Here is a 14,006-nt window from a genome sequence, read left to right as displayed (position 1 = left end):
TGATGATTAAGTTATATAAGGTGAATCTTCAATCCGTGGGGTTTTCATCCATCCCCACCGATTGTTAGTGGCGTAATGGTATGACCTAAAGGCCTCTGAACGAACGTGGCATCCAGGTGCTGTTATCTCCCACTTAAACTTGTTGCAATATATCCAACTCCTGAGGTGGGAGTCTAATAGCACCCTTAAATAATGGATAAATTATATTTTTTTCAATTACATCTATAAAGTATTCTATTCATTTTCTCTCTATATGACGGTTAAAAACATGTTTCTTTAAGAATATTTCATCTCAGAAACAAAACTGCAATCTAAATGTAAGATTATTTTAGAATATTTAGGTAATAAATAACTAATAGCATGTTAGAATTGGAATATATCTTCCAAATGTAAGGGGTGTAATCATGAAAGGAATTATTTTAGCTGGTGGAAGCGGTACAAGGTTATCACCGAGTACGGACAGTATTAACAAACATTTATTAGCCGTCTATGATAAGCCAATGATTTATTATCCACTCTCTGTGCTTATGCTCGCTGGTATTAAAGAAATTATGATTATTAGTACTCCTGAAGATCAACCGAGATTCACTACTTTATTAGGAGACGGATCAGCACTTGGTATTTCTCTTCACTACAAAGTACAAAGCAACCCAGACGGAATACCTGAAGCATTAACGATTGCCGAAGACTTTATCGGCAAGGAGCATATCGCTTTAATCCTTGGGGATAATATTTTTTTTGGACAAGGATTTACAATGCTTCTTCGCAACGCAATGAAGCATCATCGACATGCAACCATATTTGGCTGTCGAGTGAAAGACCCAAGGCGATTTGGAGTAGTGGAATTTAATCAACAACAAAAAGCTATCTCTATAGAAGAAAAGCCTTTACAGCCTAAATCAGATTTCGCTGTAACCGGTTTATATATCTATGATCATCGTGCTGTTCAATTAGCTAAAAATTTGCAGCCTTCCAAACGAGGTGAGCTCGAAATTACGGATTTAAATCGTCTCTACTTACAACAAGGAAGATTAGATGTCCAGCTACTAGGAAGAGGATTTGCATGGATGGATGCTGGAACACATGATGCTTTATTTGAGGCTGCTGAGTTCGTAAAAATAACTCAACAGCGGCAAGGATTCAAAATTGCCTGCTTAGAGGAGATCGCCTATTATTTAGGATATATCTCTAGAGATGTACTCATTAATAAAGGAAAAGAAATGCATAAAAATGATTATGGCGCTTATTTACTAGATATTGCACATCGCAAGCATACGAATCCTTATTGGGATGAGATGGTAACACATTCCATACTGGGGCTGGTGAAATAATGAAAAACAGGCGAACGGTTTTAGTAACTGGTGGAGCAGGCTTTATTGGCAGTAATTTTATCCCTTATTTCTTGAATAAACATCCAGACTATCAAGTTATTAATCTCGATAAATTAACGTATGCAGGGAGCAAAGAACATTTAATAGAAGTTAAGGATTTACCAAATTACCAGTTTGTTCATGGCGATATAACGGATCACCAACTCGTACAGTCGATTTTTGAAAGCAATGATATTGATGGGGTAATTCATTTTGCAGCAGAATCACATGTAGATCGTTCAATTGCTGATGCGACGCAGTTTGTTCATTCAAATGTATTAGGGACGATGGTTTTACTACAAGCTGCAAAACAAGATTGGGAACAAAAAAACGAGCTGCAAACAAGGAGGTTTCACCATATTTCTACAGATGAAGTTTACGGCTCACTAGGCTTTAAAGGGAAATTCAGCGAATCAACACCATACCAACCACGCAACCCGTATAGTGCTTCCAAAGCGGGAGCTGACATGCTTGTTAACAGTTTTGGTTACACATATGGGATGAACATTGTCATAAGCCATTCTTCTAATAACTTCGGTCCGAAACAGAACCAAGAAAAGCTGATTCCGACTATTATTTATCGTGCTTTACATGGCGAACCGATTCCTATTTATGGAGATGGCAGTCATATTCGCGACTGGTTATATGTGAAGGATCATTGCGAGGCGATTGATCGAGTTTATCACGATGGAAGTGCACTTGAATCCTATAACATTGGCGGCGGAAATGAGTATAACAATACAATGATTGCCCAAAAAATTTGTTCCATTTTAGACAATCAATTGCCTGAATTAACAAATAAATATGAACTAGCATCGTTTACAGACTTAATTACTTATGTAAATGATCGTCCTGGTCATGACCAGCGCTATGCTCTGAATGACGAAAAAATTAGAACTGAACTAGGATGGAAACCAACAGGAACGTTTGACAAGAAGCTGCAACAAACTGTAGAAAGCTATGTAAACAAATGGTTAAAAACGACTCTATCCTAATTTCTATCGTCATTCCGGTATATGGTTGTGCGAGAAATTTAGAGGAACTTTGTCAAAGGATTATTGAAACTATTCATACAATTGCAGCGAAATATGAAATTATTCTTGTCAATGATGCAAGTCCTGATCTTGCGTGGGAAACGATTGTTACATTGAATCTTACTAATCATTGCATTAAAGGTATTAATTTAGCTCGTAATTTTGGGCAACATCATGCAATAACAGCTGGCCTTGATTATGCAAACGGGGATTGGGTTGTGGTCATGGATTGCGATCTGCAAGATAAGCCAGAAGAAATTATCCGTCTATTTCAAAAAAGTCAAGAAGGGTATGCCGTTGTATTTGGCAAACGGGTAACCCGTCAAGATCATTGGTGGAAGAAAAAAACGTCGCAAATATTTTATCGTGTTTATGATTACTTTACCGGAACGACTTCCGACCATACCATCGCTAATTTCTGTATCATTTCCAAAAAAGTCGTTCATGGCTTTCGACAAATGCGAGAGCAACATCGTTTTTTCCCACTATTTTTACAATGGATGGGGTATCCAACAGCTTCCATTGCCATCGATCATGATGCTAGAAAACAAGGTAAATCTTCGTATAGCTTGAAGAAGTTAATTACGTTAGCAACAGATACGATCATCGCCCAATCGAATAAGCCTTTACGACTTTCCATTCAATTTGGTTTTCTAATTTCATCGGCTTCCTTTATCTACGGTCTATATTTGTTTATCCGTTATTTTTTCTTGGAACAACCTGTAGCAGGCTGGACTAGCGTGATGGTATCTATTTATTTTATTGGTGGGCTGATCTTTTTCAATTTCGGAATCCTAGGTCTGTACATTGGAAAAGTCTTTAATGAAATTAAAGGACGGCCACTATACCTCATCCGTGAAACAACAGATGATAGCCAAAAAGCGTAAACATGGCACATTGTATAAAAATGCTATGTATAAACCATACAAGTGGAGCTGATTTACGATGACAACTTATTTACAGCCTACTCCGTGGGATGAACGGAACTTTCAAATCAATACGTTCGAGCTAACCTCTTCCTCCGAAGTAGCATTACGGCAAACCGACAACATACGTGGACATTTTACATTAAAAATAGACCCGACTCAAAATACTGAATTATTGTATAAATATGGATTTTATTATACAGATACGTTAATGAAACCTTTCTGTAGAAAAGACCAATTAGTTCTTGCTAAGGATGAGGCCATTTCTCTTAGTGATGATTATGATATAGCGCAGATTACACATATTGCTGGCAACGCCTTTCATCATAGCCGTTTCCACCGTGATTTTAACGTTCCTGACTGGATGGTAAACAAACGATTTCAAAACTGGGTATTGGACTTGGCAAAGGTCAACAACATTATTACATTGTATTACGAGAAACAGCTTGCTGGCTTTTTTGCGTTTGATCAAAACAATGTTACGCTTTTAGCTATTGATACGCCTTATCAAGGAAGAGGGTTAGCAAAACCGTTTACCAGTCATTGTGTTAAACATCTGTTTTCTCTTGGTGATTATGAACATGTTACCACATCGGTGTCAGCATCAAATTTCCCTTCGTTGAATGTGTTTATCTCGATTGGATTTCGTATAGGCGGAGCAATAGATGTCTATCACAAATGCAATGTGGCACCCCTATCGGCAGGAGACTGGTAATGGGTTATATTTATATTTTAGGAACGATTGGTTTTACCGTTTATGGTCAGCTTATTTTAAAGTGGAAAATCAACCAATATGGAGCGCTTCCTGATGCTTTTTGGAAGAAAATGATGTTTTTACTGCAGCTACTGTTGAATCCTTGGATCTTATCCGGTCTGTTCGCTGCATGCCTGGCAGCTCTTTGCTGGATGGCGGCTATGACCAAGTTTGATATTAGTTATGCATATCCTTTTATGAGTTTATCTTTTATCCTAGTATTTATTCTTTCTGTTTTATTATTTAATGAGCCTATTTCGACGCAAAAAGTAATCGGCTTTTCACTTATCATAATTGGAATTATTATAATGAGGTGACCTTGAGATGATTCCGTTTAACAAACCTTGTGTAGTAGAATCAGAGATAGATGTATTAACCGAGGTGTTGCATGAGAATAAATTATCTGGAAATGGTATTTACGGTAAACGATGTTCCCATTGGTTGGAATACAACCTCGCATGCGAAAGAGTGTTATTGACTCCTTCTTGCACAGCTGCGTTGGAAATGACTGCTTTATTGATGAATATATCTGAAGGAGATGAAGTAATCATGCCTTCCTATACGTTTGTTTCCACCGCCAATGCCTATACACTACGAGGAGCAACGGTTCGTTTTGTCGACATAGATCCACTCACCATGAACATAGACCCTCAAGCTATTGAAGCAGCTATTTCCAAACAAACAAAGGCTGTTGTCGTTGTCCATTATGCTGGTGTAAGCTGCGATATGGATGCAATACAAGAACTAACCGCAGCATATAATTTGTGGCTTATAGAAGATGCAGCCCAGGCACTGATGAGTACATATAAAGGTAAAGCGCTTGGTACTATTGGCCATATGGGGACAATTAGCTTCCACGATACAAAAAATATTACCTGTGGCGAAGGAGGAGCATTACTTATTAACGACCCCTCCCTTATGGAACGCGCAGAAATCATCCAGGAGAAAGGGACGAATCGTTCACAATTTATCCGTGGTGAGGTAGATAAATATACGTGGCGAGACGTTGGCTCCTCCTATGTTTTAAGTGAACTAAATGCCGCTTATCTATTTGTCCAATTAAACCATGCAAGAGAAATAACTGCTAATCGGCTGACAAGCTGGGGCCTGTACGATAAAGAATTAAAGCAGTTACAGTCCATAAATGCTATAGAGTTACCAGTGATTCCAAAGAATGGGTCACATAATGCACATATGTTTTTTATCAAGACTACAAATGAGCATGACAGAAATAGATTAATGGCCTATTTAAAAGAGCGCGATATTATTACAGCCAGCCACTATGTACCACTACATAGTGCTTATGCAGGAGCTATTTATGGTAGTTTTATAGGTACGGATCAATATACGACGAGAGAGAGTAAGCGATTATTGCGTTTACCACTTTATTATCGGATAGGAGAAAGGGCGATACATCATGTCACTAGTCAAATACAGGAGTTTTTCCAACCATAAGCTGTTCATTGGAATTGCTTGTGCTGTGATTGTCGCCTATCTTCTCCCGTATTATCTATTAGGAGAAGATACTCATATTCGTGTTCATGATAATATGGATTCGAATATGGTATGGTATCAATTGCTCGCAGAAAGTGATTCCATCTTCACATTAACAGATACCACACTTCCAAATGTCATCAATGGTCTACCAAGAAGTGCACTACCATCTAGTTTGGATGCAATGGTCTGGCTATATACGATATTTGCACCGATGACAGCTTACGGTATTGGGCAAACCATTATGCGTTTTGCAGCATTTTTTGGGATGTATTTATTATTGAAAAACTTCACGTCGTTTGGCTTGAAACTACCTTTTATTTCTGTCGGGACTGCTCTAACCTTTGCTCTTTTACCTTACTGGCCATCTGGAATGTTATCCATAGCAGGTCTGCCTTTAGCGCTATTCTTATTTTTAATAATCCGTAAAGATGGATGGAATACGCGCTGGTTTTATTGGATTACCTTATGCATCATCCCTTTTTTCTCCAATTTCGTGCTAACGTTCGTGTTCTTTCTGTCCATCATGGGACTGCTCTGGCTTATCGATTGGATACGATTTAAACAGGTAAACTGGCCGCTGTTTATTGCTATTACACTTATGGCGGTGATCTACCTTGTAAAAAATTATTTATTAATTGTGTCGATGTTTTTTGATGCTGGATTCACTTCACATCGAGACGCATTAAACCTTGGACATAATTCGTTTCAACGGAGTATAGAACTGTCGTTGGATAATTTTCTCTATGGACATACCCATGACATGGCTTATCAGCATTTGGTGATTCTTCCAATTATAGCGGTTGCTTTCTTAGTAGCCGCTTACCGTCGTCTAAAACCATACTGTCTACTCGGATTGTTTTTTGTTAACCTCCTCCTATCCATTTGGTATGCATTTTGGTATTGGGAAGGCTGGCGATTCATTAAAGATAACATCATGATTGCCAACACATTTAATTTTGCGCGCATTCATTTTTTTGACCCTGCTATTTGGTATATTGCATTTGCCTTTGCCTTAGCCATCCTTTGGCAACATTTGCGGTTTGGCAAAATGCTTGTTATTGGAGCAGTCATTATGCAATGTTATATCCTGTTCCCGTTAAACGAAGAGGCAAAATACAGTGAAATCGGTACGCCTACATTTAAAGAGTTCTACGCAGAAGCATTATTCGATGATATCCAAAACTATATTGGAACAAATCCGAGCGTTTACCGTGTCGTTAGCGTCGGTTTGCATCCTACCATTGCCCAATACAATGGCTTCTACACCTTAGATACATACAATAACAGTTTTCCATTAGAGTATAAGCGTGTTTTTCGCAAAATCATTGCAGGTGAATTGCGAAAAAATCCTACCTTAGAAAACTATTTTGATACATGGGGCAGCAGATTATATATGTACGTCGCAGAACATGGAAAGAATTATTTGTATACGAAAAATCGTAATCAGCCCGTTCCATTAGAAATTAATACTCATGCGCTTCAATCATTAGGAGGAAAATATATATTGTCAGCCGTTCCCATCAGCAATGCCAGTGAGCTGAACCTAGTCTTAGAACGAACCTTTGATCATCCAGATGCAGCATGGAAGATTTGGCTTTATCGTGTGGGGTGAGCAAAATGTTATTTTTACTAGCTATCCTCATCCCCATTTTTATAATCCCATAATATCTTCCATTCCCCTTCTATGTTTACAAGATAAATATCTTGTACCAGGCTTGAATTTCCGTATTTACCTGCAAACTGTTGGGAAACTGTGATTCGATATGCTGTGGGAATAGGATCCTCATCCTTCCCTGGGCTCCAGTCCGTTATCTTCTCTACGTCCCCAAAGCTATAAGTGAAATCCAGCTCGCCAAAAAAAGTCATCATTGCCTCAGAACGACCTTGAATATATGTTTCTTTCGTAAATTTATTTTTTATGAATGGATGAAACATGTCCCAAGAGTTTGCAAAAGCGCCCTCCTGTTCATATGTAAAGAACTCCTCTGCCGCTTCCTCTGCCTGTTTCTCGGGGGATGATTTGATAAGAAGAAAAATAGCCAACACGATTATACTGATCAGACTAACGAGAACAATAATGCCTTTTCTCATGCTACCCCCTCCTCCCTATGTTATTATCGTATTCTCAGCTTTAGGTAATTATTATTTGCTTAAAGAAACAGTTTTCCGTTTTTCTTGATAGAAACTCTTTATTTATAAAAATGAAAAAAATAAATACCATCCGGCAATTGGATGGTATTATCAGCGACGGAAAGCCTTTTTTATTGACCAAACCCTAATTAATGGGCTACCGAATGGTTTGCTACATGTACTACTTCTACGGGTCAGACTTCAAAGAGAGCTGCTTACTCACTTAAATAAACCGAATCAACCACTGTTCGTTTAAATGGCGATCCAGAAATCGTTTCACCTTTTATATCTATGGTAATATTGTATGCTTGATTCTTTTTCAACGAAGAAAGTTCCTTTGATAAATTAAAGGATCCCCCCTTTATTGTGCCAGTCATTACGGGAATTTGTTCCCCTGATTCCACTATGGTATACACCGTTTCAATACTTTCATCTTTTACTTGAGCATCATTCGTTTTCCATGGCAATTCATTTGTTACGCCTCGGTTTAATGGTGCCTCCAATAAAATTTGATGTTTGGTTGCTTTATCAAATTGACCTTGCAATAAATATGCATTTTTCTGATCGCTTAGCATTTTTAACGACCATTCTCCAGATACAGGATGATTGACTTGAATACTATATCCAGTTGCTCCAGCAAAAAAGCCTCCATTTTGCCTAGCTACCTGCGTTACTGGATAACTTTTCCCATTCGGATCAACAAGTTGCACTTCACCTAACGGGCTTGCAGTATATAATTGAATGTTCACTTTATCGACAGTTTCTTCAATTGGAAAAGCATGCTTTTCATGTTTATTTTTTTCTAATCGACTACCATACACATACTGCTCTGCTGTAGCAGATTTTCCCTCTAATGCCGTGTTGAATGAATAGCGCTTGTTAGGCTGACTCTCTGTAAAAATATAGTCTTCTAAAACAGGAAAAAGGACATTGCTTCGAATGGAAGTATGGTTCCAATTGCCAATTGCAACTTCTTCCCCCTTTGGCAAACGAGTACTTACTGCTGTTACTACGCCGTCGTTATCACCATAATTAGATAAATACATCCCGCCAAACCAAGTCGAGGAAAACATCGATCCCCAGTCCGTACCACCAAAAGTGTAAAAATCATTCACGTATGCATACGGCTTCTCATCTGTCAACGAACGAAAATATTCCATATATCCAGTCTCTACAGCGGCGGTCCCTTCACCACGTAACCCGAGTAACTCTGCTAGCCACCCTGCCCAATTACTATTTGCCAAATCTGCCAATTCCGATCCGTGATGGGGGCTGGATAAAGTAAGGATCCGATCTACATATTGCCATGCTCCATAGTATGCTACAGCAGCTTGCGTATCGACTCCCCCTTTGCTGTAAGCTATGATCGTAATCGGCTTTCCTTGAAAATGAGCAGAAATTTCTTCTATTTTTTCTGCAAGTAATTTTCCATTATCCCACATATCCGCTGAAGCACCTCCAGCATCATACAGCTGGATAAACGCAGTTTCATAACCAGATTCATAGGCCGCTTCGTATAAACCATCCTCCTCCCAAAATATTTGTGCGACATTATTCAATCCAGGTACAAATAATAACACCGGAGCATTCGGCAATGGGTTAGACGGTGATTCACCTACAAACCATTCCCCTGGTGTTTCATTATTTCCATTATCTCCCTTACCCAATACTGATTGTTCTGTTCCCTCACCGACTTTTTTTGGATTAGGTAAATTTTGCGATTGTGCCATGACATAAGATGGAGTGGTCAATAGTAGCAAACCGATCAGCAACGAAATAAATAAACGTTTTGCCATTTTTTCTCCTCCATTTTAATTTTTTTAATTTATGGAAACATCATTAAACAATGATGGGATTGGAAAATAATTCTTTTTTTAATAATTGGAATAGGAGAAACAACAGTAATAGTTCGGAAAGCATTTTACGATAAAGGGAATCTTCAAGCAGTAGGTGTTTTCATTCATCCCCCACGGCTTGTTAGTGCCGTAATGGTATGACCTAAAGGCTTCTTACGAAATAGGGTGTAGGTGCTGTTATCTCCTACTTACACTTATTGCAGTACAGATTATCCAACTCCTCAAGTGGGAGTGTTACAGCAACTTATAGACGGGATAGCAGGTCTTAATTGCGGAACATTTATAAAATAACCACTCCATCATTCTCTAAAATGAACACGATGGTAAACCAATTTGAAGACTAGCAATGAGGACAAACACATGGATCCGTTTTATGCATTTTATATCTTCAATGTACACGATTACCTCTCATTTGAACATCCGTTATTCGTACCGTGAAAATTATCCTAGTACACAATATTTTCCCGATAGAAATAACTATTTTTTAAAACTTAATTATTTTATGGACACAGCAATGATGATCTAAAACCTCACTAAAGTTAAATCAGCTAAACAAAATGTTAGGTAAACTTGACATTCGCAAATGAAAATAATACACTCCTTATAGAAGCTTTTATGGAAAGAGCAAAAAAATGAGATGTAAGTAATGGAAGATGTCTAAGGAAGGAGCTGGCTTGATTGAAATTAGATAATCGTGTAAAGGAGTTGAGGGCACGGTTTAATTTAACACAGGAACAACTGGCGAGAAAAGTTGGCGTTACTCGACAGACCATTGCGGCTATTGAAAAAGGAGATTATGTTCCATCCTTATTTCTTGCCTTAAATATATGTAGAATTTTCTGCTTACCTATGGAAGAAACTTTTTGGCTACAGGAGGAGGAGAGAGACGATGAAAATGAAATCGATTTACTGGATTAGCATATTTGGATTATTGATAGCTGCTTGGGGGTTTATACCGCTTTATTCATTTGCAAGCCAAGTAGCAGACGTCGTTAAAAATGAGAGCACTCAAGCATTCGTAAATATTACACCAACTATTATCTTTTTATTGATTGCAACTGGATTCGGAATCTTACTATACCGGCACAATTCCAAAAAACATCAACATATATTTTTGAAATTATTTATGCCAGAAGAGTTTTCTGAACAGGATGAGCGAGAAAAAATGATTACAGCTAATGCTTGTCGTAAAGTTTACCTTTTCATGCCCTTTGTATTTGGCTTTATGCTCATTCTAATGTTTCTCTATCCATTCATAGATGACGTGATCCCATTCTATCCAATGTTGCTTCTGTTTATTTACCCGATCGCGCAAATAACGATTTATTACTTATCCATACGCAAGCAATCATAAGCAAAATATAATGTGTTTTGAAAATGAATTACTCTCCTTTGGAAAACAAGTATTCCAAGGGAGAGCAACATACAGCTTCTATAAAACGTTTAGGGGGCGATTAAAAAGTTTGTTATTGAATTAACTTCATGCGCTTTACCGGTTTTTCTTTGGATAAACAAATAACCAATTGTACCAAACAACAACCGCTTATGCTGTTCAGATAACTGATTCGAGACTTTGACAATATCATTATCCATATCACGAAATAACTTCCTATATCCGTTAGCATAACACATGGATAAACCGTTTAAACGAACTGTTGTCCTTAAATACACCTGCATCCTGTAAAATCCGCACAAACTTATTTCCAACTTCTTTGCGCACAATTTGCCGTGCTTCTTCAGGTGTTCCTACGCCTGGGTACTGTTTCTTCAATTTTTCCGCCCAGTCTCTATGATAGGCTGCAACTTGTTGGTGTTCACCTAATAAATAGCTTTCTATATCAGCTAATTCTTGTTTTAATCGCGCAGGCAATACTGCTAGTCCCATCACCTCAATTAAGCCGATATTTTCCTTTTTAATATGATGCACATCTGCATGTGGATGGAAAATACCTTGTGGATACTGTTCTGTTGTCCGGTTATTCCGTAATACAAGATCCAACTCATACACGCCGTTACGTTTTCTCGCAATCGGTGTAATAGTATTATGTGGTGTTTGCTCTGTAAATGCTATAATATTCGCTGCTTCATCAGAATAACTTTTCCAGACTGCTAAGACCTCGTCTGCTGCGTCCACTAAATCAGATGTATGTTTTCCTTTTAACCGAATTACAGACAATGGCCAATGTAGCACGGCACAATGCAGTTGCGGATACTGATTCCAAGAAAATGAAAATGCCTCTTTAGCATTGGTCATTGTAAACTCATACCGCCCAGCTTGATAATGGTCGTGACTTAAGATCGATCCGCCCACAATCGGCAAGTCTGCATTAGACCCAATAAAATAATGCGGGAATTTTTCTGTAAAAGCTAACAGTCGTGCAAACGTTCGCTTATCGATTTTCATATTTCTGTGTTGTTCCGATAATAAAATGCTGTGTTCATTATAGTAAACGTACGGCGAATATTGAAAAAACCACATTTCATCGGCTAGAGGAACCCTTATCATTCGATGGTTTGCACGTGCGGGGTGGTCAATTCTTCCTGTATAGCCTTCATTCTCCACACATAATAGACATTTCGGATAGGTAATATCCTTGGATTTTTCTCGTTCTAATTTAATTTGTTCGGGGTCTTTTTCTGGCTTGGATAAATTAATGGTTATATCCATGGTTCCATAAGGCGTATCTGTTTTATAGCTAATGTTTTTCGCAATGCGGTTCATTTGAATATAATTACTATTCCTTGAAAGGGCGTAAAAATAATCTGTAGCCTTTACTGGTGATTGGTTGAATTTTTTATAAAAGACCTCATTTACTGTCGAAGGGCGTGCGACGAGACAATTCATAATATTAGCTGCTAGGATTTCCTTTTCGCTTAAAATATCGCGAATAACATCGTGTTCAATCGCATAGTCAATCAATTTATCTAATAGATTTGGTATGGGTATATCTTTTACCGGTACAGATTCACTCGGAAATGATTCCAAATGTAATAAACGCATGATCTGGTTTCGCGCATATACTTTATCTGCATATTCGATCATCTCAGCTGAGGTAGCTTGCTCGATAAGTCCTGTTAAATAGGAATAGATCATTCAAAATCCCCTCCTTGTAGAGGTTGTTCAAAAAGTATACTAAAATGTTTCCTTAACTTCTCAGTCTTATTTTTCTTACCCTTTTGAACAAACACTATTTAGGTTTTCTGTGACGTACATTTTACCAGCATACATGCTCTTAATCCTGCTCCGATAACACCTTGCACATTATTCAACTTGCTGATTTCCATACTATCTAAAATATGGCTTTGTTCAGCAAGCAAATATGTTTGGAGCTTCGCCTTTATAAGCTCTAATAGCCAAGGATTATGGATAGCAACACTGCCACCAAATATTATTTTGTGTGGATCTAACAAACTATGGACCATATAAACGCCTTGTGTCAGCACAGATACCATTTCTTTTATTAAATGTTGTGCCTCGTCATCTCCTGCCAAATAATTAGCAAAAATATCCTTCGTTAATACTTGATCATTTGCATAAACGTTACGTGCTTGCAGCTGCATAGCTGGACCAGAAGCAGCGCTTTCCAACCTTTGCAGCGGTTCATTACTCATTTTAGAATAAACAGGAACTAATCCCAATTCTCCAGCAAAGCCAGCACCACGGATATATTCACCTCCTTGAATAATGGAGCAGGAAATACCTGTACTAATCGTAATATACACGAGTAGCTCCTGTTTCGTCATAGCGGCTTTTTTCCACTCTGCAAATGCTGCCATATATACATCATTATCGATTACAATCCGTTCTATACCGACTGCTTTTTGTAGTCGATCGGTAAAAGGAAAATTGTCCCAGGGTAAATTATTCTGATAAACAGCAACTCCTCGCTCACGGTCTACCTTTCCTGGTAGACCTGCACCAATGCCATATATTTCTTCAATCGGAATGCTGGAATGGTTCATAAGCTGCTCTACACACCGAACAACGCTAGCAAACATTGCTTCTTTATCAGCAGGATCACTGCTAACTATTTCCTGTTGGATTAAATCACCATATTCATTTACAATTCCAGCAGCGACTTTTGTTCCTCCAATATCAATCCCAATGGCGTATTTCATCATTATCCTCACCTTTTCAACACTCTTTTAGCAAGTCAAAAACTATCCTTAACCTAGCTTAAAGTTTACCGTTTAAACAAAATATCGAACCAAAGAGTGACTTCACTTTTTTCTATGCCTCAGTCTACTAAAATATAATGTCAAAAAAATCATTCTACGCTCAAAAGCAGGCAAAGTCATGTCATTCTGGAGATGAATGAAACATTGTTGCACCCTTCATGTCGTACCAAACTTTGCTTGTAATTAATGCCATCTCCTACCATTTTGAACTTGGTGAAGTAGTGGTTTAAAGTTCAGCGAGGAACGGTTGCTGCATAACT

General features: G+C 38.1%; 13 protein-coding genes. 9 read left to right on the top strand and 4 right to left on the bottom strand.

Annotated features, from left to right (window positions below; all coding sequences use genetic code 11):
• The first annotated feature begins 404 nt into the window (after positions 1-404).
• The 7 genes from rfbA to BKP57_RS17155 are packed head-to-tail and all read left to right on the top strand — an operon-like array spanning position 405 to position 7,193.
• Complete coding sequence (gene rfbA, locus BKP57_RS17185) at positions 405-1,331, top strand: glucose-1-phosphate thymidylyltransferase RfbA (protein WP_050352152.1); 927 nt, start codon at positions 405-407, stop codon at positions 1,329-1,331.
• Positions 1,331-2,365, top strand: coding sequence for a dTDP-glucose 4,6-dehydratase (gene rfbB / locus BKP57_RS17180; RefSeq protein WP_050352151.1), 1,035 nt, complete (start codon positions 1,331-1,333; stop codon positions 2,363-2,365). The genes rfbA and rfbB overlap by 1 nt, the downstream gene beginning before the upstream one ends.
• The gene (locus BKP57_RS17175) at positions 2,341-3,291 is read left to right on the top strand and encodes a glycosyltransferase family 2 protein (RefSeq protein WP_050352150.1); all 951 of its coding nucleotides are present in this window, start codon (positions 2,341-2,343) and stop codon (positions 3,289-3,291) included. The genes rfbB and BKP57_RS17175 overlap by 25 nt, the downstream gene beginning before the upstream one ends.
• A 58-nt stretch (positions 3,292-3,349) precedes the next feature.
• The gene (locus BKP57_RS17170; protein ID WP_072742063.1) at positions 3,350-4,045 is read left to right on the top strand and encodes a GNAT family N-acetyltransferase; all 696 of its coding nucleotides are present in this window, start codon (positions 3,350-3,352) and stop codon (positions 4,043-4,045) included.
• Positions 4,045-4,401, top strand: a complete 357-nt coding sequence (locus BKP57_RS17165) for an EamA family transporter (RefSeq protein WP_050352148.1) — start codon at positions 4,045-4,047, stop codon at positions 4,399-4,401. The genes BKP57_RS17170 and BKP57_RS17165 overlap by 1 nt, the downstream gene beginning before the upstream one ends.
• 7 nt (positions 4,402-4,408) lie before the next feature.
• On the top strand, positions 4,409-5,539 hold the full coding sequence (gene rffA / locus BKP57_RS17160) for a dTDP-4-amino-4,6-dideoxygalactose transaminase (RefSeq protein ID WP_050352147.1): 1,131 nt from the start codon (positions 4,409-4,411) through the stop codon (positions 5,537-5,539).
• On the top strand, positions 5,502-7,193 hold the full coding sequence (locus BKP57_RS17155; RefSeq protein ID WP_072742062.1) for a DUF6044 family protein: 1,692 nt from the start codon (positions 5,502-5,504) through the stop codon (positions 7,191-7,193). Before rffA ends, BKP57_RS17155 begins: the two co-directional genes overlap by 38 nt.
• Before the next feature lie 17 nt (positions 7,194-7,210).
• Here BKP57_RS17155 and BKP57_RS17150 read toward each other — a convergent pair whose 3' ends face one another.
• Both BKP57_RS17150 and BKP57_RS17145 read right to left on the bottom strand, forming a co-directional pair.
• Positions 7,211-7,672: a hypothetical protein gene (locus BKP57_RS17150; RefSeq protein WP_050352145.1), complete on the bottom strand. Its 462-nt coding sequence runs from the start codon at positions 7,670-7,672 to the stop codon at positions 7,211-7,213.
• A 254-nt stretch (positions 7,673-7,926) separates the two neighbouring features.
• Positions 7,927-9,507, bottom strand: coding sequence for an esterase/lipase family protein (locus BKP57_RS17145; protein ID WP_072742061.1), 1,581 nt, complete (start codon positions 9,505-9,507; stop codon positions 7,927-7,929).
• Positions 9,508-10,245: 738 nt separating this feature from the next.
• Here BKP57_RS17145 and BKP57_RS17140 point away from each other — a divergent pair.
• Together BKP57_RS17140 and BKP57_RS17135 are read left to right on the top strand one after the other, a co-directional pair.
• Entirely contained in the window at positions 10,246-10,485 is a 240-nt protein-coding gene (locus BKP57_RS17140; protein WP_050352143.1) for a helix-turn-helix transcriptional regulator, read from the top strand.
• Positions 10,457-10,921 (top strand): hypothetical protein, encoded by a 465-nt coding sequence (locus BKP57_RS17135; protein WP_072742060.1) that lies wholly within the window; start codon positions 10,457-10,459, stop codon positions 10,919-10,921. The genes BKP57_RS17140 and BKP57_RS17135 overlap by 29 nt, the downstream gene beginning before the upstream one ends.
• A 264-nt stretch (positions 10,922-11,185) precedes the next feature.
• Here the strand turns inward: BKP57_RS17135 and galT are convergent, their stop codons facing one another.
• Entirely contained in the window at positions 11,186-12,661 is a 1,476-nt protein-coding gene (gene galT / locus BKP57_RS17130; protein ID WP_072742059.1) for a UDP-glucose--hexose-1-phosphate uridylyltransferase, read from the bottom strand.
• Positions 12,662-12,759: 98 nt separating this feature from the next.
• Positions 12,760-13,686 carry an ROK family protein gene (locus tag BKP57_RS17125; RefSeq protein WP_050352140.1) on the bottom strand — a complete coding sequence of 309 codons (927 nt, stop codon included), beginning with the start codon at positions 13,684-13,686 and terminating at the stop codon, positions 12,760-12,762.
• Positions 13,687-14,006 lie beyond the last annotated feature (320 nt).

The sequence above is a fragment of the Virgibacillus sp. 6R genome (assembly GCF_001895305.1).
GTDB lineage: Bacteria > Bacillota > Bacilli > Bacillales > Amphibacillaceae > Virgibacillus > Virgibacillus pantothenticus.
The sequence above is the reverse complement of the archived record's forward strand: the minus strand, read 5'-3'. Positions and strand labels throughout refer to the sequence as shown.